Consider the following 20,871-nt stretch of genomic DNA (forward strand, 5'->3'; position numbering starts at 1 on the left):
ACACCCGCACAAGTGAGCGGATTACGCATCAGACGGGACGGTGGACGCCCGGGGGTCAGGCCGGCTGCTGGGCCGCCGCGACGCGCTCGGCGCGCAGGGCGTCGTACCAGCGGTCGTCGGTGGGCGGCAGCGCGTTCACGTCGAGCGCCAGCTTGAGCAGCAGGTCCGCGATCAGCGGATTGCGCGCGAGCACGGGACCGTGCATGTAGGTGCCGAAGACGGTGTCGTTGTACGCGCCCTCGGTGCCGTCGCCCGTGCCGTTGCCGTTGCCGAGGCGGACCCGTGCGAAGGGGCGGGCCGTCGGGCCCAGGTGGGTGACGCCCTGGTGGTTCTCGAAGCCGGTGAGCTGCGGCAGCCCGAGGCGCGGGTCGATGTCGCCCAGCACGTCCCCGACGCAGCGCGCGCCCTCGCCGCGCGTGGAGATCACGTCGAGCAGCCCGAGGCCCGGCTCGCGCTCGCCGAGGTCGTTGATGAACTCGTGGCCGAGGATCTGGTACCCGGCGCACACCGAGAAGACGATCGCGCCGTTCTCCACGGCCCGCGTCAGACCGCCGTCGCGGCGCAGCCGCTCGGCCGCCAGGCGCTGCGGGCGGTCCTCACCGCCGCCGATCAGGTAGATGTCGCCGGAGGTCGGTACCGGCTGGTCGCTGCGGACGTCGATACGGGTGACGTCGAGACGGCGCTGGCGCGCCCGGCGCTCCACGACCAGCGCGTTGCCCTGGTCGCCGTAGGTGCTCAGCAGGTCCGGGTAGACCCACACCAGTCGCAGACTGCTGTCGCTCATGATCGAGATTCCTTGGTCCGTGGGGCGGTGATCCCCGAGGCGTGTGGTGTGCGGGTCAGTTGCCGACGCGGCGGCGCAGGTCCTGGAACGCGGTGTAGTTCGCGATGACCTCGATCCGGCCGGGCGGCGCCATCTGCACGGCCTGGTCGACGGACTCGCACACCTGGAAGTTCTGGTTGGCCACTTCGAGGCGTACCGCGAGGTCCAGCTTGCGGTCGCCGATCACGAAGATCGGGTGTCCGCCGAGCCGGGTGTAGTCGACGTCCCAGAGCCAGGAGGTGTCGGTGCCGTCCGCGCCGCGCGCGTTCACCGAGAGGATGACCGGGGTCGGCGGCGGGTCGATCAGCGAGAACGTCTCCAGCCAGCCCGCCGGGTTCTTCGCCAGGAGCAGCCGCAGATCGCGGCCCATGAACTGCACGACGTCGTACCGTCCGGCGACCGCCTGCACCTGGTACATGCGCTCCAGCGCGACCTGCGGCGGTACGCCGAAGACGGCGGCGACGGCGGCCGACGTGGCGGCGTTGGCCTTGTTGGCGCGGCCGGGGAGCTGGAGGTGGATGGGCCAGGCGGAGCCGTGCGGGTCGAGGACGTAGTCGCCCTGGAGCACCCAGCTCGGCGCGGGCCGGCGGAAGCCGCACTCGCCGCAGTACCAGTCGTCGCCGGGGCGCTGCATCACACCGCCGCAGGACGGGCAGGACCAGGCGTCGTCCTTCCACATCTGGCCCGCCGCCACCCAGACGACGTTCGGCGACGAGGACGCCGCCCAGACGACCAGCGGGTCGTCCGCGTTGGCGATGACGACGGCCTTGGATCCGGCCAGGCCCTCGCGCCAGTGCTCGGCGAGCATCCGGGTCTCGGCGGCGCGGTCGAGCTGGTCGCGCGAGAGGTTCAGCAGGGCGATGGCCTTGGGCTCCACGTCCCGCGCGACACCCGCGAGGTACTTCTCGTCGACCTCGATGACGCCGAACCGGGAGTCCGAGCCGCCCGCGAGGGCCGAGGTGATACCGGCGGGCATGTTCGCGCCGAGCGCGTTGGAGACGACGGGACCGGCGGCGCCGAGCGCCTCCGCGATCAGCCGGGTGGTGGTGGTCTTGCCGTTGGTGGCGGAGACGAGGACGACGTCGAGATGCTGGGCGAGCCGTCCGAGGAGTTCCGGGTCGAGCTTGAGCGCCACCCGGCCGCCGATCACCGAGCCGCTGCCGCGGCCCGCCGCCCGAGAGACCGCCGCGGCTGCCTTGCCCGCCGTCACGGCCAGCTTGGCCCGCGGCGACAGCGGGTCCGAGTTGCCTGCCATCGTTCTGGATCCTCCTTGCGTACGGCGCCGCGCCTGCCCGGCATCGATGGCCCTCAGCCTATCGAGATCCGGTCACGTGCCCGAACTGCGGCACCGGCGCGGAGTGGGCGGGTCTGGTGAACGTACCCTTGCGGCCATGCCTCACAGCACGATTCCGGGCGCCTCGGGGCGTGTCCGGCCCCTCATCCTGCTCGGCGATCCGCTGTTGCGCACGCCCTGCGACGACGTCACCGACTTCGGGCCGCGTCTGGCGTGTCTGGTGGAGGACCTGTACGCCACGATGTACGCCGCCCGGGGGGTCGGTCTCGCCGCGAACCAGATCGGCGAGTCGGCGCGGGTCTTCGTGTTCGACTGCCCCGACGACGAGGACCGCCGTCACCTCGGGCATGTCGTGAACCCCCGTCTCGTGGAGACGGACGGGGTGGTGGTACGGGGTCCGGAGGGCTGTCTGTCCCTGCCGGGCCTGGAGGCGGGCACGGAACGCTTCGACCACACGGTGGTCGAGGGCGTGACGCTGACGGGCGAGCCGGTGCGGGTGCACGGTACGGGGTTCTTCGCGCGCTGCCTCCAGCACGAGATGGACCACCTCGACGGCGGTCTGTACGTCGACCGGGTCACCGGCCTGCGGCGCCGTCGCCTGCTGCGGGCGGTCTCCAAAGCCAGGTGGAACAGCGACACCTGAGCCCGCCACAGATGCCGCCGGACCCACACCGTCGTGGCGCGCCGGCGCTGCGGCGGGAGGAAACACGCCGCTGCCGGGGCGGGGTCCGGGGTCAGAACCCCGGACCGCCCACGCGGTCGCCCGCGGCGGCGAGCCGCCCCCACAGCAGATCCGCCAGGCACGTCACCAACTCGCTTCGCGAGCAGGGGCGTTCGCCGAGCCACCAGTCGCCGGCGGCGTGCATCATGCCGACGATGCCGTGGCCCCAGACCCGCGACAGCCGCTCGCCCTGCGGTCCGAGGTCGAGCCGTTCCTCGATGACGTCGGCGAGTTCCTCACCCAGGCGGCGGAGCAGGGGAGCGGAGTGCAGCCCCACGTCGAAACCCTGGTCCCCGCCGCCCTCGCCCTGGGAGGTGGCATCGGCGGGATGCATCAGAAAGCGGTACACCTGCGGCCGGGCCTCGATCGCCGCGAGGTAGGTGTCGAGGGTCGCCTCGACGCGGGCGCGGCGCTCGGCCGGCGCGTCGAGGGCGGCCCGCAGCGAGGCGAGCAGGGCGTCGGTGTGCCGCTTGGCGAGGGCCGCGTACAGACCGCCCTTGTCGCCGAAGTGGCGGTAGAGGATCGGCTTGGTGATGCCGGCCTCGGCGGCGATGGCGTTCATGGAGGCCCCGGGCCCGTCCCGGAGCACGACCCGGTCCGCGGCCTCCAGCAGCTCGCGACGGCGGCGGTCGGCCGACCGCTGCTGATCGCTGCGCTGTGTGGTGTCCATGGTCTCTCCCCACCCCTGATGACTCGTTGACGCCTGCGAAACGTAACACTCCCGGTCGGAAGCACCGAGAACGGGATCAGAAGGCCCGTGGCGGAGTTGACAGGCCCTACCGGGCGGTAACAGACTCACTGTTACCGCAAGTAACATCTGCTGTGGACGCATGCGCTGGAGGGGTCATGGCCGAATTCACGATGGAGCTGAACGGCGATCAGCGGGAGGTGCGGGACTGGCTCCACGGATTCGCCGCCGATGTGATCCGGCCCGCAGCCGCCGAGTGGGACGAGCGCGAGGAGACCCCGTGGCCCGTCATCCAGGAAGCCGCGAAGGTCGGCATCTATTCCCTCGACTTCTACGCCCAGCAGTACTTCGACCCCACCGGACTCGGCATCCCGATGGCGATGGAGGAGCTGTTCTGGGGTGACGCGGGCATCGCCCTGTCCATAGTCGGCACCGGTCTCGCCGCGGTCGGTGTCCTCGCCAACGGCACCGACGAACAGATCGGCACCTGGATCCCGCAGATGTACGGCGACCAGAACGACGTGAAGGTGGCCGCGTTCTGCTCGTCCGAACCCGACGCCGGTTCCGACGTGGCGTCCATGCGCACCCGCGCCCTCTACGACGAGGCCAAGGACGAGTGGGTCTTGAACGGCACCAAGACCTGGGCGACCAACGGCGGCATCGCCAACGTCCATGTGGTCGTCGCCGTCGTCGACCCCGACCTCGGCTCCAAGGGCCACGCCTCCTTCATCGTCCCGCCCGGCACCCGGGGCCTTTCACAGGGACAGAAGTTCAAGAAGCACGGCATCCGCGCCTCGCACACCGCCGAGGTCGTCCTGGAGGACGTACGCGTCCCCGGCTCCTGTCTGCTCGGCGGCAAGGAGAAGCTGGACGAGCGGCTGGCCCGCGCCCGTGAGCGCGCCAGGGCGGCCGACGGTGGCGAGCGGGTGAAGAACGCGGCGATGGCCACCTTCGAGGCGTCACGCCCCGCCGTCGGCGCGATGGCCGTCGGCACCGCACGCGCCGCCTACGAGGTCGCCCTCGACTACGCGACGACGAGGGAACAGTTCGGCCGCCCGATCATCGACAACCAGGGCATCGCCTTCCAGCTCGCCGACATGCGCACCCGTATCGACGCCTCGCGGCTGCTGGTGTGGCGGGCCTCCTGGATGGCCGTCAGCGGCAAGCGGTTCACCTCGGCCGAAGGGTCGATGTCGAAGCTGTTCGCCAGCGAGACCGCCAAGGAGGTCACCGCCCAGGCCGTGCAGATCCTCGGCGGCAACGGCTTCACCCGCGAGTACCCCGTCGAGCGCATGCACCGCGACGCCGCCATCTACACCATCTTCGAGGGGACGAGCGAGATCCAGCGCCTGGTCATCGCGCGCACCCTGTCAGGGATGCCCATCCGCTGACCGCACGGCCGGCTCGGGCTCTCCGTCGTGCCCGTGCCGCAGCGGCGTCAACTGCTCGATGTCGTACCGCACCCGCAGCGCGGCGATCGCGTCGTGGTCCGGGGGACCGTCCGCCGACAGGATCTCCAGGAGTTCGTCGAAGTACCGCTCGTGATCGGGCGGCGGCGACGCCTGGAAGAACATCTTCGCCGGGGCCCCGGTCGGATTCGCGAAGGCGTGCGGGCACCCGGGCGGCACCAGGATCACGGTGCCCGGAGTCGCCCGTACCACCCGGGTGCCCGACGACGACTCCCAGCGCTGCCAGCGGTCCGGGGTGCGCACCCGCGGCTCGAAGGCGAGCACGTCCAACTCGCCCTCCAGGACGTAGAACAGCTCCTCGCTGCGGGTGTGCACATGGGCGCCGACATCGAACCCCGGCGGCACGACCACCTCGAAACTCGACGCGATCCGTGAGTGCGTACCGGTGACCTTGAAGGTGACGTCCTGGGCCGCGGTGCGCACTTTGCGGCCGTGGCCCGGCGGCACCAGCAGCCCCTCGGACGGGGTGAGCGCGGTCATCGGACCCCCTGCCGCCCGGTCACCAGGTGACCGGAAGAGCCTCGGGGCCCCGGATCAGGGCGCCGCGCCGCCACGGCACCTTGGCGGGCGGCACCGCGAGCCGCAGCTCCGGCAGCCGCTCGAACAGCGTCGACACCAGCAGCTCGGACTCCATCTTCGCGAGGATCCCGCCCACGCAGTAGTGCGGTCCATGGCCGAACGACACATGCGGATTGGGGCTGCGGTCGAAGTCGATGCGCTCCGGATCGGGAAAGATGTCCGGGTCGCGGTTCGCGGCCAGGTACGACACATAGACCGCGTCGCCCTCGCGGATCCGCACCCCGCGTACCTCGACGTCCTCCATGGCGATCCGCGACAGGCCCACCGCGCTGCGGTGCGGGATGTAGCGGATCAGCTCGTCGATGGCCTGCGAGCGCAACTCCGGCTGTGCCACGAGGCGTTCGCGCAGCGCGGGCCGGGTCAGCAGGAGGTAGAACATCTGCCCGCTGTTGTTGGTGACGGCCTCGCCGCCGATCTGGATCAGCAGCGCGAGCCCCACCGCCTCGTCCTCGGTCAGCTCACCGCGGCCCACCGCCGCGCCGAGCAGCGACACGACGTCCTCGGCGCTGCTGCCCCGCCGCTCCCGCACCTGTTCCGTGAAGTACGCGACCATCTCGTCCTTGGCCCGCTCACTGACCTCGGCGCCGTACGACGAGGACAGGATCCGGTCCGTCCAGGAGTGCATCCGCTCCCGGTCCCCGGCCGGGACGCCCATCAGCTCGCAGATCACGGCGATCGGGAACGGCGCGAGGATCCGCCCGGTCAGATCGGCGGGCGGCCCGTCCCGCAGCAACTCGTCCACCAGCCCGTCGAGCAACTCCTGCGACCTCGCCCGTACGCGCTCCACGCCCCGTGCCGTGAACGCCGCCGCGACCGAGCGGCGCAGCCGGGTGTGGTCGGGCGGGTCCGCGAAGCCGACCGCGCCCGCCACCGGGATGAAGTGCGGGGCGAGCCTGGTCACCGGCCGCCCCATGACCGCCTCGCGGCTGAACCGGGGGTCGTTGGTCACCGCGCGCACATCGTCGTAGCGGGTCACCAGCCAGGCCCAGCCCTCGCCGTTGGGCAGTTCGATACGGGTGACCGGACCCTCGCGCATCAGCTCCGCGAGGACGGGGTCGAAATCCACGGCCGTCAGGTCGAGCGCGGGCCAGAACCTGACGGGCGGCAGGGTGGCAGTGACATCGGTCGTCATCTCGTCGGTCATGCGGAGGGTGTCCGTCCTCGTCGAATCGGTGGAGCCGGGCCCGGCGCGGGTGGTCCGCGCCGGGCCTTCGGCGATGCGGTGATGCGGCGGCGCGGTTCAGTGGGCCGGTGCCGGAGTCCGCGCGACCCGCAGATGGTGCGGCAGCGGCTCGTCGGCGTTCACCCAGCGGCCGAGCGCCATCTCGGCGGTGATCCCGGGGCCGAATCCGGCGAGGAGCCCGCGGGCGGTGTGGGCCGCGCCGCCCTCGTCGAACATGCGGCGCAGCGCGTCCAGGACGACGGCGCTGGCGATGTTCCCGTACTCGGTGAGCGTCGCCCTGCTGAACCGGAACGCCTCCGGATCCACCTCAAGGAACTTGCTGAGGTCGTCCAGGATCCGGGGACCGCCCGCGTGCACGATGTAGAAGTCCAGGTCGGTCGCGTCCCAGCCGTGCAGGCTCGCGAGCTGTTTGAGCGCCGGAGCCAGCGGCTCCATCGTGGCGGGCACCCGCTTGTCGAGCAGGAAGTGGAATCCGGTGGCGCGCACGTCGTAGGCGATCCACTCCTCCGTCTTGGGGATCAGATAGGAGCCGTTGCGCTCCAGGTGGATCCCGGTGCCGCCCTGTCCGCGCACCACGGCGGCGGCCACACCGTCACCGAAGAGCCCGTTCGAGAGCAGTGAGCCGATACCGAGGTCGGTCGGCTGGTAGCACAGCGAGCAGAACTCGCAGGCCACGATGAGCGCGTTCGCCTCCGGATAGGCGGTGCAGAAGTCGTGTGCGCGGTTGATCGCCGCGCCGCCGGCCGCGCAGCCCAGTTGGGCGATGGGTATCTGGCGGGTGTCACTGCGGAAGTCCATGGCGTTGATGAGCCATGCGGTGAGCGACGGCATCATGAAGCCCGTGCAGGAGACATAGATGATGACATCGATGTCAGAGGGCTTCAGATCGGCGTCGTCGAGCGCGCGACGCACCACCGCGGGCACCCGGGCCTTGGCCTCGGCCACGTACAGCTTGTTGCGGTCCTCGAACCCCGGGTGCTTCAGCGTCTCCTCGATCGGCTGCACGATGTGCCGCTTCTCGACGCCGGTGTTCCTGATCAGTCGCAATGCCAGCGGCAGTTGAGGGTGGTCCGCATGGCGGGAACTCGCCAGGGCGAGTGTCTCCTCCATGGTGATGATGTGTTCCGGAACGGATACAGCGGGCCTGCACAGAGTCGCCATGTTGCTGAGCCTTCTCTCGCCCCCCGGCTGAAGGGTGTTCCACCCACGATCTCCCGGACCGACCGGGATATCGCGCGGGGTTACTCCAGACCGGGGGGTGGAGCGTGCGCCCCGGCCCTTCGGCCGGGGCGTCTGCCCGGGAGCGTCAGCCGAAGTCCGCGCGGGTCGCGTCGTCGAGCCTGGCCACGGAGTCCTGGTCGTACTGGCGTTCGTATGCGGTGCGGATGCGCTCGATCCGGGCGTCGCGGGCGCGGGCCTCGGCGGCCGGGTAGAGCAGGATCAGCTCGTACGAGCGCTCCCGTTCGATGGTGCCGTGCCTGTCCCGCCACTGGCCGCGGCCGTCCTGCACCGTGAGCCCTTCCGGGAACTCCGGGGTCACCTTGGTGTCGATGAACGCCATGAACTGCCGGTCCGTGACGGCGGGCCCGCCGTCCGGGCGCTCGGTGCCGAAGAACAGCCGGGTCTCGACGTACGCCTTGCCCCGCGCGGCGGGGGCGCCCTGCGCGCTGGACGGCGGTGCGGACCGGTCGTCCAGGGCCGCGCTCGCGGCGGGGACACCGGCGGCCAGTGCGGCGAGTGCCGCGGTCGAGGTGAGCAGGCGGGCACGGGCGCTCAGGGTCCGCATCGGGGGATCCTCCCTGGTGGGGTGTGTTCGGGCGCCGCTCACTCTGGCAACACGGCACCCCCCTGCGGAGCGGTCGGCTCGCCGTCGGCCGGCAAACCGCCCGATCGGGTCACGCCACGCGTGAGACGCTGAGAAGACCACGGCGGGGACCGGGCCGCCCTGACCGAAAGGGTGTACGGATGGCGCGGACGACCGGCACGAGTACCGCACGTACGGCTGAGGATCTGCTCCGCTCCACCACGGCCGATCTGGCGCCCGACCCGGCGGCCAACCGCTTCGTCCCCCTCGTCGCACGCGGCGCCGCCACTCCCGCCGCCCTCCTCGCCCTCGTCCTGGAGCAGCGGCACGTCATCCCCGCCGACCGCCGCGCCTTCGAGCACCTTGTCACCCGTTCGGCCGAAGATCCTGAGTGCGCCGCGTTCTTCTCGGCGCTCGCGGCCGGCGAGTCCCTGGCCGGGGACCGGCTCGGCGCGCTGGTCACGGCGCTGGGTGCGGACAGGGCGGCGGCGGATGCGTACGAACCGCTGGCGGGCTGCCAGGCGTATCCGGCGTACGTCGCATGGCTCGCCCTGAACGCGGCGCCGTCCGACGCGGTCCTCGCGCTCTCCGCGAACTTCTCGGCCTGGGGCGGCTACTGCGCCACGATCGCCGGGGGTCTGCGCGCGCACTACGGCCTCACCGACACCGCCTGCGGATTCTTCGACTTCTTCGCCGAACCCGCACCTGACCTGGACCGGCTCGCGACCGATGCCGTCCGGGCGGGCCTGGCGTCGGGACGTCTGACGGAGCGCACGGCCCGCGCACACGGGCGGCTGCTCCAGGGGTACGAGGCGATGTTCTGGGACACCTTGGCCGACCTCTGACAGGCCGCCGAGTCTGCCGTGCCTCAGGATTTCGGGCGCCGTGCCGTCTTCGCGGGTGTGGCGCTGCTGTGGGCGATGCACGCCACGTCGATACGGTCGGCGAGCTTGGCCAGTTCGATGGTGAGCGCGGCGACCGTGTCCTCGTCGAGGTCGGGCCGCCCGGCGTCCACCATGCGCAGCCAGTGGCTGCCGACCGCGCGCAACAGCTTGCTGACATCTTCCGCCGCCACATGCAAGTGGCCATGGCTGTCGATGATCAGAGGCGGTGTCACTTCCCGACCCACAGAACCTCCCGAGCCACTGGACCCATCGCGTCGGCCCTGCGGACGACGACTTGTGGATGGTAGCTCCCGGACGCGTGAGCGGTGCGTAACCCCACTACGCCGGTCAGGCGCCCTGCCACACCGTGGTGATGTTGCAGAACTCGTGCATGCCGTGGCCGGACAGCTCCCTGCCGTAGCCGGAACGTTTGACCCCGCCGAACGGGAACGCGGGGTGCGAGGCCGTCATGCCGTTGAAGAAGACCCCGCCGGCCTCCAGATCGCGGGTGAAGCGGTCGGTCTCGGTGTCGTCGCGGGTCCATACGTTGGAGCTGAGGCCGAACGGTGAGTCGTTGGCGAGGGCGACGGCCTCGTCCAGGTCCGCCACCCGGTACAGCGTGGCGACCGGGCCGAACGCCTCCTCGTGGTGGATGCGCATGTCGGGCGTGACGTCGGCGAGGACGGTCGGCTCGTAGTACCAGCCGTCGCGGAAACCGTCGGGACGCTGCCCGCCGCACAGCACCGTCGCCCCCGCCTCCACCGCGTCGTCCACCAACTCCTCCAAGTCGCCGCGGCCCCGCTCGGTGGAGAGCGGGCCCACATCGGTGGACTCCTCCAGCGGGTCGCCGATCTTGAGGGCCCGCATCCCGGCCGTGAACCGCTCGGCGAACGCCGCGAACACGTCCTCGTGGACGATGAACCGCTTGGCCGCGATGCAGGACTGCCCGTTGTTCTGCACCCGGGCCGTCACCGCCGTCCGCGCCGCGCGGTCGACATCGGCCGACGGCATCACCACGAACGGGTCGCTGCCGCCGAGTTCGAGGACGGTCTTCTTGACCTCGTCCCCGGCGACCGACGCCACCGCCCGGCCCGCGGGCTCGCTGCCGGTGAGGGTCGCCGCCGCGACCCGGGGGTCCCGCAGGACGCCCTCGACGGCGCGGGACCCGATGAGCAGGGTCTGGAAACAGCCGTCGAAGAAACCGGCGCGCCCGAACAGGTCCTCCAGGTAGAGGGCGGTCTGCGGCACGTTCGACGCGTGCTTGAGCAGACCGACGTTCCCCGCCATGAGCGCGGGCGCCGCGAAACGCACCACCTGCCAGAGCGGGAAGTTCCACGGCATCACCGCGAGGACGACACCGAGCGGCCGGTACACGACCCGGGCGCGGACGGCGCCGGAGTCCTTCACATCGGCCTCGGCCGGGTGCTCGTCCGCGAGGAGCGCCGGCGCGCGGTCCGCGTACCAGCGCATCGCCTTCGCGCACTTCGCGGCCTCCGCGCGGGCCTGCGCGACCGGCTTGCCCATCTCGGTGGTCATGGTCTTCGCGATCTCGTCCCGGTCGTGGTCGAGCAGATCGGCGGCGGCGCGCAGCAGCCGGGCCCGCTCGTCCAGGGGGACCGTGCGGTAGTGCTCGAACGTGGACCGCGCGGTCGCGACGCGCCGCTCGATGTCCCGGTCGTCCAGGGCGTCGTACGTGGCGACCGTCTCGCCGGTGGCCGGATTCACCGTCGCGATGGGCATGGCAAGGACCTCCTGAGCCGCGGTCCTCCGACCTTCGCCCCGGGCGGGGAGCGACGCAAGGCGACGGGCGCCCGGGGGTCGGCGCGCGGTGTCGGCGCGCTCACGGCCTCACGGTCCGTCGGCGCCTTCCGGCGGCGGGTCGGCGGAGAGGGCGTCCGCGAGCCGGTCCAGGAACTCCACCTGCCCCTTGACCAGCGCCTCGCGGGCCGCCGCCAGGCCGTACCACGCGACCCGGTCCAGCTCGGGGAAGGTACCGGTACGGCCCGAGCGCGGCGGCCACTCCATGGTGAAGGTGCCGGGCACCACGGCGGCCGGGTCGAGGTCGGCCTCGACCGCCCAGACGGTGACCGTCTTGCCGCCCGCCTGCCGGACCTCGCCGAGCGGCAGCGCATCGCAGTCCGGCGGCGCGAGCCCCAGCTCCTCCTGGAACTCCCGGCGCGCCGCGTCCCACGCCTCCTCGGGCGGCACGTACTCGCCCTTCGGGACGGTCCACGCGCCGTGGTCGCGGCGCGCCCAGAACGGGCCGCCCATGTGCCCGAGCAGCACCTCGGGGCCGCCGGACGAGCGCCGGAACAGCAGGAGACCCGCGCTGCGCCGGCCCGTCACGACCCCGCACCCGACCCCACGGCGAGCACCGTCTCGACGGTGTCGGCCTGCTCGGGCGTCTTGTCCTCGCGGTAGCGCACCACGCGGGCGAAGCGGAGGGTGACCCCGGCGGGGTAGCGGGTCGAGCGCTGGAGCCCGTCGAAGGCGATCTCGACGACGAGTTCGGGCCGTACCGTCACCACGAACCCGTCGTCGGTGACGGCCAGCTCCCGCAGCCGCCCGGTCTGCCAGGCGAGCATCTTGTCGGTGAGCCCCTTGAACGTCTTGCCGAGCATCGCGTACGAGCCGTCCGGCCGCCGCGCCCCCAGATGCAGGTTGGACAGCGTGCCGGTGCGCCGCCCGTGGCCCCACTCGGCGGCCAGGACCACCAGGTCGAGCGTGTGCACCGGCTTGACCTTCACCCAGGACGCGCCGCGCCGCCCGGCGCTGTAGGGCGCGTCGAGACCCTTGACGACGACGCCCTCGTGGCCCCGGTCCAGGGTGGCGGCGAGGAACGCCTCGGCGGTGGCCCGCCCCACCGGATCGGCCGGGTCGGCCACCACCGCCCGGCGCACCCGCATCGGCTCGGGTACCAGACGCGCCAGCTCCGCGTGCCGCTCGGCGAACGGCAGGTCGAGCAGGTCGCGGTCGCCGGAGGACAGCACGTCGAAGAAGACGGGGGACAGGGGCAGCGACTCGGCCGCCGCCCGGACGTCGACACGGGAGCCGACCCGGCCCGCGATCTCCTGGAAGGACCGGGGCCGCCCGTCGCCGCCGAGCGCGATCACCTCACCGTCCAGGATGAACCGGTCACCCGCCAACTCCCGTACAGCGACGACGACTTCGGGGAGCCGGTGGGTGATGTCGTCGAGGGTACGGGTGTACGCGCGGATCCGGTCGCCGTCGCGGTGCACCTGGACCCGGATGCCGTCGAGCTTCTCCTCGACCGCGCACGGACCCGCCTTGTCGAGCGCGTCACCGACGGACGGCGCGCTCTGCGCCAGCATCGGAAGGACGGGCCGCCCGACGGTGAGCCGGAAGGTGTCCAGGGCGGGCGGCCCGTCGGCGAGCAGCGCCTGCGCCACGGTCTGCAGCGATCCGGCGAGCATCACCGCGCGGCGCACCGCGTCCGGCTCGGCGCCGGTGGCCAACGCCAGGCCCTCCATCGCGACGGCGTCCAGGGCGCCCTGCCGTACCTCGCCGGTGAGCAGCCCGAACAGGAAGCGCTGCTCGTCCTCGGTGGCCGCGCCCATCAACGCGCCCACCAGCCGCTTGCGTTCGGCCTGCGACCCGGCGCCGGACACCGCGCCCAGCTCCGTGAGCGCCGCGTCGACCCGCTGGACGGTCAGCGACGGCTCGGCGGCGGGCGCCACCCTCTCGCGCAGCGCGCTCCAGCCGACACCGAGCCGGCCCTGCGGGACGCGGCCCGCGAGGTACGGGATGACGATCGGCACGTCGTCCGGGGCGGCGTCGCGGAACAGCTCGGCGAGCAGGGCGATCTTCCGGGACCGTGCCGAGGTGGCGGCGACGTCCCGTGACACATGGGCGAGCCGGACAAGCAGCATGCCGCCATCCTCCGGCGGGCCCGCCGGATCCGCGAGCCGCCCTCGCGGTCGCGGGCTCAGGCGCGCCGATCGCGGTCACGGGCTGAGGGGCGCCGACCGAGGCTCCGGCGCCGGCCCTTCGCCCCGCCACGCACCGCCCCGTACCAGCTGACGCAGCCGCTCCGCCGGGCGCGGCAGCACCACGAACGCCTCGGCCTGGAGGCACGCCCAGCCGATCCGCGGCAGGTCCCGCGCGCTCGGGTACACGACGAACCGTGGCTCCCACACCGGCTGGAACTTGGCGTTGAAGCGGTACAGCGACTCGATCTGGAACCAGCGCGACAGGAAGATCAGCAGCCCGCGCCAGATCCGGAGGACGGGCCCCGCGCCGATCCGCTCGCCCCGTGCGAGCGCCGCCCGGAACACCGCGAAGTTGAGCGAGACCCGGTCGACGCCGAGACCCGGCGCGGCCCGCAGCGCCGCCACGATCAGCAGCTCGTTCAGGCCGGGCTCCGCCGTACGGTCGCGGCGCATCAGGTCGAGCGACAGGCCGTCGTCGCCCCAGGGCACGAAGTGCAGCAGGGCCCGTACGCGCTCCTGCCCGCCGTCGTCGGTCTGGTGGGCGGTGACGACGACGCAGTCCCCGTCGTCGGGGTCGCCGAACCGGCCGAGCGCCATGGAGAAACCACGCTCCGTCGCGCTGCCCCGCCAGGCCGCCGCGGCCTCCCGCAGCCGCCGCTTCTCCTCGTCGGACAGCTCCCGCATCCGCCGCACCCGGCAGCTGTAGCCGCCGCGTTCGATGCGGTTGACCATCTGGCGCACATTGCGCATGGAGCGCCCGCCGAGGCTGAACGCGGCGGTGTCGACGATCGCTTCGTCGCCCAGCTCCAGCGCCCTGAGGCCCCCTTCGCGGGTCCACACCTGACCGCCGACCTCGCTGCACCCCATCACCGCGGGCGTCCAGGCGTGCAGCGCGCACTCGGCCAGGAACTCCTTGATCGCGCCGGGCCACGCCTCGATGTCCCCGATCGGATCACCGCCCGCCACGGCGACGCCCGACACCACCCGGTAGGCGATGGCCGCCTTGCCGGTCGGCGAGAACAGCACGCTCTTGTCCCGGCGCAGCGCGAAGTAGCCCAGCGAATCCCGCCGGCCCTCCTTCGCGAGCAGCGCGTGCAGCCGGTCGCCGCCGTCCCCGGCGCGCGAGGGGACCGGCCGCAGCGCCAGATAGGCGGTGGTCACCGCCGTGACCAGGCCGAGCGCGAGCAGCGAGAAGTACACGAGGTCCGCGGCCCGGTCGCTCTCGTAGACGATGGGGCCGCGCATGCCGAAGAGGCCGTACGCCACTTGGCGCAGCCGGTCCATGAGGCTGATGCCGTGGCCGGCCTCGTCACCGGCGCGCACGCCGACGACGGCCAGGCCGAGTCCGGTGCTGCAAGCGCCGAGGACGAGGAGGTTCCACAGCGCGCGGCTGCGGGTGCGCGGATCGCCCAGGGCACGGAACTGCCGCCGTTCGGCCACCAGGGTGACGCACAGCGCGGCGGACACGGCGGCGGGCACCAGCGCGTGATGGCGTACCCCTTGCAGCACGGCGCTCAGCGCGAGCAGCACGACGGCGGCCTGCCAGGCGCGCTGTTTACGGCGGCGAAGCCCTCCGGCGAGCATCACCAGAAGGATTCCGGCGGCCAGGGAACCGGCTCGGGCGACGTCGTCGGCGAGCCCCGGCACATAGAGCGCGATGTTCTCGAACCGGCCTTCGCGTATCCGCGGCACCACGGCGGACACGATGTCGGCGAGCCCGATGATCAGGCAGGTGTGACCGGCCAAGGACGCGGGTCGTTGTCTCACGGCGGCAGCGTACGAGCGCTGAGCGGCAGCGGAGTAAGAGCCGGGCAGGAGCTGGGTAAGAACGGGATGACGAGCAAACCCCGGCCCTCTTCCCCGCCTCTTCTCCGGTGAACGACACCGGGCGGTCGCCAGTGCGGCGCCCGGACCGCGAGTGAACTCCCCCTCACGGGGCGGAAAGTCGAGGGATACATGGGCCTGACGAGTCGGGCACTCGAATACGCCGTGGTGCTGATCGCCGTGGCGTGTGTGGCGCTCACCGCGTGGCTGTGGCCACGTCTGGCGAAGACGGGGCCGCTGACGGTCGCCGGCAGGCTCGGCACCATCGCCGTCACCCAGACGGCCGTGCTGTGCGCCTTCGCTCTCGCGATCAACACGAACTTCGAGTTCTACGGTTCCTGGAACGAGCTGCTCGGCCATGTCGACAAGGCGCCCGCGCAGGTCACCAATCTCGGTGCCAAGGGCCCGTACTCCACCGTCGGTGCGGTGTCCGGTGGTCTGGTGCAGCCCGCCGGGCCGCAGGGGCTCGACACCATCAAGGACCTGCCGCGCGGGCCCGCCGACAAGGTGGGGCGCGTCGAGTCCGTACGCATCACCGGGCGCAGGTCACGGGCGATCAACCCGGCCTTCGTGTATCTGCCGCCGCAGTACTTCCAGAAGCAGTTCCACCGCCAGCGCTTCCCCGTGATCGTCGCGATCAGCGGCTACCCCGGCGGCATCATGAACCTCGCCCAGCACCTCCGGGTCCCGCAGACCGCGGCCGGACTGCTGCGTGCCGACAAGATGCAGCCCACGGTGATCGTGATGCTCCGGCCGACCATCGCACCGCCCCGCGACACCGAGTGCGTGGACGTGCCGGGCGGCCCGCAGGCGGAGACGTACTTCGTGAAGGATCTGCCCGAGGCGCTGAAGCGGACCTATCGCGTGGGCCACGACCCCAGCGCGTGGGGCGCGCTCGGCTACTCGTCGGGCGGCACCTGCGCCCTGCAACTGGCGATGCGTCACCCGGGCGTGTACACCTCGGCGGCGGCCCTCTCGGCGGACTACCAGGTCGGCAACGACCTCACCACCGGAAACCTCTTCGGCAACGGTCCGGGGGCCGAGGGCCGCAGGCAGGGCCACGACCTGATCTGGCGGCTGAAGAACCTGCCGCAGCCGCGCATCTCGGTCCTGCTCGCCAGCAGCAAGCAGGGCGAGAACGACTACGGCGACACCCTGAAGTTCCTCGCCGCCGTGAAGCCCCCGATGGTCTCGGCGAAGATCATCCTCGACCGGGGCAGCCATCACTTCACCACCTGGCGCCGGGAGATCGGGCCCGCCCTCCAGTGGATGAGCGGTCAGCTCACCTTCCCGCAGGACACCACGCCCAACAAGCCGAAGCCGCCCGCCAAGGGCAAGACGGCGGAGGCGAAGGCGACGCCACCGCCGGCGACCGAGCCGGGCAAGGTCACGCAGTAAGGCACGGGCGCGTCGAGGGGGCCCGCTGAGAGCCTTTGCGTGTACGTGACCGGCGTTGATGAAGACTTTGCCGGTGGCCGATTCGCGGCGATCCGTACCCCCGGCCGGGTGGCGCGGGCCCAGGTGGCCCGGGTCCGGCCCGGCCGGGGGGTCTCCGTGCAGCGGCCCGCAGGGGCCGAAACCGGTCGGGTGGCGCCGCCGTCCGGGTTACGGCCGCGTTGACCGCGGGTCCCGCATGACACACGCTCGTGATGTAGATGCTGGATACAGCTTGTTTCCGTCCGGCCGTCGCTCACGGCTGGAGAACGCCAGGCCGGTACGGGTACGGACGGGGCAGCGGACGCGGGAGGACGCATATGTGCGGCATCACCGGCTGGGTCTCCTTCGACCGTGACCTGCGGGCCGCGGCAGGCACCGTGGATGCGATGACGGAGACGATGGCCTGCCGCGGGCCCGATGACCGGGGCACCTGGATCGAAGGGCCCGCCGCGCTCGGCCATCGCCGGCTCGCCATCATCGACCTGCCCGGCGGGCGCCAGCCGATGACCGCCGCGACACCCGACGGCACCGTCGCGCTCGTCTACTCCGGCGAGACCTACAACTTCACCGAACTGCGTAGGGAACTGACCGGTCACGGCCACCGGTTCACCACCGAATCCGACACCGAAGTCGTCCTGCGCGGCTATCTGGAGTGGGGCGACCGGCTCGCCGAACGCCTCAACGGCATGTACGCCTTCGCCGTCTGGGACGGCCGCCACGACCGGCTCGTGATGATCCGCGACCGCATGGGCATCAAGCCCTTCTCCTACCACCCGACCTCCGACGGCGTCCTGTTCGGCTCCGAGCCCAAGGCGATCCTCGCCAACCCGTTGGTCAGGCCCCGGGTCACCCTCGACGGATTCCGCGAGCTGTTCGCCTTCGTCAAGACGCCCGGCCACGCCGTGTGGGACGGCATGCGCGAGGTCGAACCCGGCACCGTCGTCACCGTCGACCGCGCCGGTCTCCACCGCCGCGTCTACTGGGAGCTGCCCACCCGGCCGCACCTCGACGACCGCGACACGACCATCGCCACCGTCCGCTCGCTCCTCGACGACATCGTCCGCCGGCAACTCGTCGCCGACGTGCCCCGCTGCACCCTGCTCTCCGGCGGCCTCGACTCATCGGCGATGACCGCGCTCGCCGCCCGGCAACTCGCCGAGCACGGCGAGAAGGTCCGCAGCTTCGCCGTCGACTTCGTCGGCCAGACCGAACACTTCGTCGCCGACGACTTCCGCCAGACCCCCGACACCCCCTTCGTGCACGACGTCGCCCGCGCCTCCGGCACCGCACACCAGGACATCGTCCTCGGCTCGCACGCGCTCGCCGACCCCGAGGTCCGCGCCCAGGTGGTCCGGGCCCGCGACCTGCCGGCGGGCTTCGGCGACATGGACGCCTCGCTGCTCCTGCTCTTCCGCGCGATCCGCGAACACTCCACCGTCGCCCTGTCCGGCGAATCCGCCGACGAGGTCTTCGGCGGCTACCTCCAGTTCTTCGACGAGCGGGCCCGGCGCGCCGACACCTTCCCGTGGCTGGTGGGGCGCGTACCGCAGGCGGGTGACGCGACGGACGTCCTGCGGTCCGACCTGAGGCAGCACCTCGACATCCCCGGATACGTCCGGGACAGCTACGCGAGTGCCGTCGCCGGGATCCGCCGCCTCGACGGCGAGAGCGACTTCGAGTACCGGATGCGGCGGATCTGCCATCTGCATCTGACCCGGTTCGTGCGGGTGCTGCTCGACCGCAAGGACCGTACGAGCATGGCGGTCGGCCTGGAGGTCCGGGTGCCGTACTGCGACCACCGGCTCGTCGAGTACGTCTACAACGCGCCCTGGTCCCTCAAGTCCTTCGACGGCAGGGAGAAGAGCCTGCTGCGCGAGGCGACCGCCGATCTGCTGCCCCGGTCCGTGTACGACAGGGTCAAGAGCCCCTACCCGTCGACGCAGGACCCCGCCTACGCCGTCGCGCTCCAGGGCCATGTCAAGGAGCTGCTGACCCGGCCCTCGCACCCGGTCTTCGACCTGGTCGACCCGGACCGGGTGCGCGGTGCCGCCGAGCGGACGGAGCCGAGCGTCGACCAGGGGTCTCGGCGGGGCCTGGAGCGGACCCTCGATCTCGCGCTGTGGCTGGACATCTACCGGCCCGAACTGGTGCTGAGCTGACCCGTCCGACGAGGACGATCCCTACGACCTCTACGACCGCTACGACCCCTACGACCCCTTACGCCTCCGGGCCTCACCACTGTCCGTCCTCGACCGGGCGGCCGGGGCCCGCGTCGCCCAGCGGCTTCACCTGGCCCGGGGCGGGCGGCTGCCACGGCTCGTGGTCGTCGCCGAGCCAGTCACCGACCGGCTTCACACCGCTCAGCGGTCCGGAGGGCGCGAGGTCGGTGCCGTCCTCGTCGTAGTAGTCGAACCACGGCAGCCCCGCGCGGGTGTACGCGGCACGGTCGACCGGGGACGGGGGCGCCTGCTCCCCGGTGATCCGGCGCCACTCGGGCGGGGTCACCAGATGCACGAACGTACGGGCCGACGGCTCGGCCGCCCAGTCCGTCAGGGCGCGGTCGTCGCGGTAGACCTCCTGCCGCATCCGGCCTCCCGCGCCGAGCCCCATCGCGGGCGCCGAGCGCGGCGCCGCACCCGGCGCGCGCGGCGCTCCGCCCGGTACCGGGAGCGCTCCGCCCGGTGCGGGGGGAGGGCCCATGGCCTGGGCCGAGAGCGGGAACGCGGCACCGTACCCCTGCTGCGGGCCCATGGACTGTCTGCGCCGCGCCAGAACCTCCTGCTCCGCACGCCAGGCGTGGTGGGCGTCGGGTCCGAGCGGGAACGCCTGGAGCTGTACGCCGCCCCAGGTCTCCTCGCCCGTCACCTGGCCCTCGACCGTGGCACCCAGACCGAGGGGGACGGCGACGAACTGACGGACCGTGCCCTTGCCGGAGTTGATGCCGTCGAGCCAGGGCTGGCGGGGCAGCACCACATAGTTCTGCGGCTTCCGCGCCAGGGTGCCGGTCCACGGCTCGCCCGAGACGGCGCACACCTTGCCCACGCCGACCTGGAGCGCCGAGGGTTCGGTGGTGCCGCCGAAGCTCAGCCACATCGCCTCACGCAGGAACACCGGGAGCATGACACCGCCCCGCGCCCGCCACTCCGCGGGCACCGTGTCCGGATAGTCCTCGACCCGGCGCACCGGGAACTCACCGAGCCCCGGGGGCAGCGGATGCGTACCGGACTCCGGCAGCCGCAGCGTCCGGATGAACCGGACCCGCACCCGCCCGAGCAACAGACTGTTCCCGTCGATCCGCGCCGAACCGACCGCCATGACGCCCCCCTCACATCCGAATCCGTCCCCGCTCCTACCACGAACGGGACGACCCAATGGTTCCGCCCCCGGGGACCGCGGCGCCTCAGGACGCCTGACGTGGGGGACCGGCAGCCCCAGCAGGGCCGTCGACGATGCCGACATCCCGGTTGAGCCGTCCCCGGGCCACCAGCTCCACCGTGACGGCCACCGCCACCGCCTGCACCGCCATCAGCGCGATCAGCACGAACAGTTGCACCGCACCCGCCATCACCGGCGACGCACCGCCCAGGAGCATGCCGACGAACGCGCCGGGCAGGGTCACCAGGCCCACCGTGCGGGTCTGGTCCAGGCCCGGCAGCAGCGCGTCCGATGCCGCCGGGCGGATGATCTCCAGCCGGGCGTCCCGCTCCAGGAACCCGAGCGCCAGACACGCCTCCACCTCACCGGCACGGGCGTGCAGTTCGTCCAGGGCCCTGCGGCCACCCAGCACGGTCGCGGTCAGCGCGCCCCCGATGAGGATGCCGGTGACCGGGATCATCGCGATCCCGCGCACCGGCAGCAGCCCGGCCAGGACCAGCCCGGCCACCACCGGGACCACCGGCCCGGCGACGGGCACCACCGCCCACCACCAGGTCCGGTTGGCCGTCACCCGGCGCCCGGCGGTACGGGTGGCGACCGCGAACATCAGCAGCAGGAACCCGAGCGTCGCCGCGATGTGCTGGACGACCCAGCCGATCGCCAGGGACACGACGGCGAGTTGAGCGGCGGCACGGGCGCCCGCGACGAGCATGTCCCGGGCCCTGCGGTTCGACCCGTCGGACGACAGATGGAACACGGCGGCCGTCGCCGCCGCGATCAGCAGCAGCACCCCGAGCGCCACGGCCAGCCCCGCGTTCACCGGGAGCAGCACCTGCGCCG

19 protein-coding genes are annotated in these 20,871 nt (G+C 72.3%); 5 read left to right on the forward strand and 14 right to left on the reverse strand.

Annotation, left to right across the window (positions count from 1 at the left end; genetic code table 11):
* Positions 1 to 55: 55 nt before the first annotated feature.
* Both ACIQNU_RS30670 and ACIQNU_RS30675 read right to left on the reverse strand, forming a co-directional pair.
* On the reverse strand, positions 56 to 784 hold the full coding sequence (locus ACIQNU_RS30670) for a type 1 glutamine amidotransferase (RefSeq protein ID WP_401372601.1): 729 nt from the start codon (positions 782 to 784) through the stop codon (positions 56 to 58).
* A gap of 55 nt (positions 785 to 839) precedes the next feature.
* On the reverse strand, positions 840 to 2,078 hold the full coding sequence (locus tag ACIQNU_RS30675) for a MurT ligase domain-containing protein (protein WP_401372603.1): 1,239 nt from the start codon (positions 2,076 to 2,078) through the stop codon (positions 840 to 842).
* Between the two features lie 136 nt (positions 2,079 to 2,214).
* On the opposite strand from ACIQNU_RS30675, the gene def reads away from it, so the two are divergent.
* On the forward strand, positions 2,215 to 2,760 hold the full coding sequence (def, locus tag ACIQNU_RS30680) for a peptide deformylase (protein ID WP_401372604.1): 546 nt from the start codon (positions 2,215 to 2,217) through the stop codon (positions 2,758 to 2,760).
* Positions 2,761 to 2,851: 91 nt separating this feature from the next.
* On the opposite strand, the gene ACIQNU_RS30685 is transcribed toward def, so the two are convergent.
* Positions 2,852 to 3,508 (reverse strand): TetR family transcriptional regulator, encoded by a 657-nt coding sequence (locus ACIQNU_RS30685; RefSeq protein WP_401372606.1) that lies wholly within the window; start codon positions 3,506 to 3,508, stop codon positions 2,852 to 2,854.
* A gap of 176 nt (positions 3,509 to 3,684) precedes the next feature.
* On the opposite strand from ACIQNU_RS30685, the gene ACIQNU_RS30690 reads away from it, so the two are divergent.
* Positions 3,685 to 4,917: an acyl-CoA dehydrogenase family protein gene (locus ACIQNU_RS30690; protein ID WP_401372608.1), complete on the forward strand. Its 1,233-nt coding sequence runs from the start codon at positions 3,685 to 3,687 to the stop codon at positions 4,915 to 4,917.
* Here ACIQNU_RS30690 and ACIQNU_RS30695 read toward each other — a convergent pair.
* The 4 genes from ACIQNU_RS30695 to ACIQNU_RS30710 all read right to left on the reverse strand — a co-directional run bounded on the left by ACIQNU_RS30695 (position 4,897) and on the right by ACIQNU_RS30710 (position 8,543).
* Positions 4,897 to 5,475 (reverse strand): cupin domain-containing protein, encoded by a 579-nt coding sequence (locus tag ACIQNU_RS30695; protein ID WP_401372610.1) that lies wholly within the window; start codon positions 5,473 to 5,475, stop codon positions 4,897 to 4,899. The two genes, ACIQNU_RS30690 and ACIQNU_RS30695, sit on opposite strands and share 21 nt — an antisense overlap.
* Before the next feature lie 19 nt (positions 5,476 to 5,494).
* Complete coding sequence (locus ACIQNU_RS30700; RefSeq protein WP_401372612.1) at positions 5,495 to 6,718, reverse strand: cytochrome P450; 1,224 nt, start codon at positions 6,716 to 6,718, stop codon at positions 5,495 to 5,497.
* A gap of 96 nt (positions 6,719 to 6,814) precedes the next feature.
* On the reverse strand, positions 6,815 to 7,918 hold the full coding sequence (locus tag ACIQNU_RS30705) for a type III polyketide synthase (protein WP_401372614.1): 1,104 nt from the start codon (positions 7,916 to 7,918) through the stop codon (positions 6,815 to 6,817).
* A gap of 145 nt (positions 7,919 to 8,063) precedes the next feature.
* On the reverse strand, positions 8,064 to 8,543 hold the full coding sequence (locus ACIQNU_RS30710) for a DUF3574 domain-containing protein (protein ID WP_401372616.1): 480 nt from the start codon (positions 8,541 to 8,543) through the stop codon (positions 8,064 to 8,066).
* A 179-nt stretch (positions 8,544 to 8,722) separates the two neighbouring features.
* On the opposite strand from ACIQNU_RS30710, the gene ACIQNU_RS30715 reads away from it, so the two are divergent.
* Positions 8,723 to 9,406, forward strand: coding sequence for a transcriptional regulator (locus ACIQNU_RS30715; protein ID WP_401372617.1), 684 nt, complete (start codon positions 8,723 to 8,725; stop codon positions 9,404 to 9,406).
* Positions 9,407 to 9,429: 23 nt separating this feature from the next.
* On the opposite strand, the gene ACIQNU_RS30720 is transcribed toward ACIQNU_RS30715, so the two are convergent.
* The 5 genes from ACIQNU_RS30720 to ACIQNU_RS30740 all read right to left on the reverse strand — a co-directional run bounded on the left by ACIQNU_RS30720 (position 9,430) and on the right by ACIQNU_RS30740 (position 15,162).
* Entirely contained in the window at positions 9,430 to 9,690 is a 261-nt protein-coding gene (locus tag ACIQNU_RS30720) for a DUF6213 family protein (RefSeq protein WP_401372619.1), read from the reverse strand.
* A 103-nt stretch (positions 9,691 to 9,793) separates the two neighbouring features.
* Complete coding sequence (locus tag ACIQNU_RS30725) at positions 9,794 to 11,185, reverse strand: NADP-dependent succinic semialdehyde dehydrogenase (protein ID WP_401372621.1); 1,392 nt, start codon at positions 11,183 to 11,185, stop codon at positions 9,794 to 9,796.
* 108 nt (positions 11,186 to 11,293) lie between these two features.
* Positions 11,294 to 11,791, reverse strand: a complete 498-nt coding sequence (locus ACIQNU_RS30730; RefSeq protein ID WP_401372623.1) for an NUDIX domain-containing protein — start codon at positions 11,789 to 11,791, stop codon at positions 11,294 to 11,296.
* The gene (locus tag ACIQNU_RS30735) at positions 11,788 to 13,335 is read right to left on the reverse strand and encodes an ATP-dependent DNA ligase (protein WP_401372624.1); all 1,548 of its coding nucleotides are present in this window, start codon (positions 13,333 to 13,335) and stop codon (positions 11,788 to 11,790) included. Before ACIQNU_RS30735 ends, ACIQNU_RS30730 begins: the two co-directional genes overlap by 4 nt.
* A gap of 75 nt (positions 13,336 to 13,410) precedes the next feature.
* Positions 13,411 to 15,162 carry a phosphatidylglycerol lysyltransferase domain-containing protein gene (locus ACIQNU_RS30740; protein WP_401372626.1) on the reverse strand — a complete coding sequence of 584 codons (1,752 nt, stop codon included), beginning with the start codon at positions 15,160 to 15,162 and terminating at the stop codon, positions 13,411 to 13,413.
* 189 nt (positions 15,163 to 15,351) lie between these two features.
* On the opposite strand from ACIQNU_RS30740, the gene ACIQNU_RS30745 reads away from it, so the two are divergent.
* Positions 15,352 to 16,617, forward strand: a complete 1,266-nt coding sequence (locus ACIQNU_RS30745) for an alpha/beta hydrolase (RefSeq protein WP_401372628.1) — start codon at positions 15,352 to 15,354, stop codon at positions 16,615 to 16,617.
* A gap of 356 nt (positions 16,618 to 16,973) precedes the next feature.
* Entirely contained in the window at positions 16,974 to 18,815 is a 1,842-nt protein-coding gene (gene asnB, locus ACIQNU_RS30750; protein WP_401372630.1) for an asparagine synthase (glutamine-hydrolyzing), read from the forward strand.
* Between the two features lie 73 nt (positions 18,816 to 18,888).
* On the opposite strand, the gene ACIQNU_RS30755 is transcribed toward asnB, so the two are convergent.
* A complete protein-coding gene (locus ACIQNU_RS30755; protein ID WP_401372632.1) occupies positions 18,889 to 19,971 on the reverse strand; it encodes a hypothetical protein in 1,083 nt (360 codons plus the stop codon).
* 85 nt (positions 19,972 to 20,056) lie between these two features.
* A complete protein-coding gene (locus ACIQNU_RS30760; protein ID WP_401372849.1) occupies positions 20,057 to 20,863 on the reverse strand; it encodes an ABC transporter permease in 807 nt (268 codons plus the stop codon).
* Positions 20,864 to 20,871: the final 8 nt, after the last annotated feature.

It is taken from the genome of Streptomyces sp. NPDC091292, from assembly GCF_044757265.1.
Taxonomy (GTDB): Bacteria; Actinomycetota; Actinomycetes; order Streptomycetales; family Streptomycetaceae; genus Streptomyces.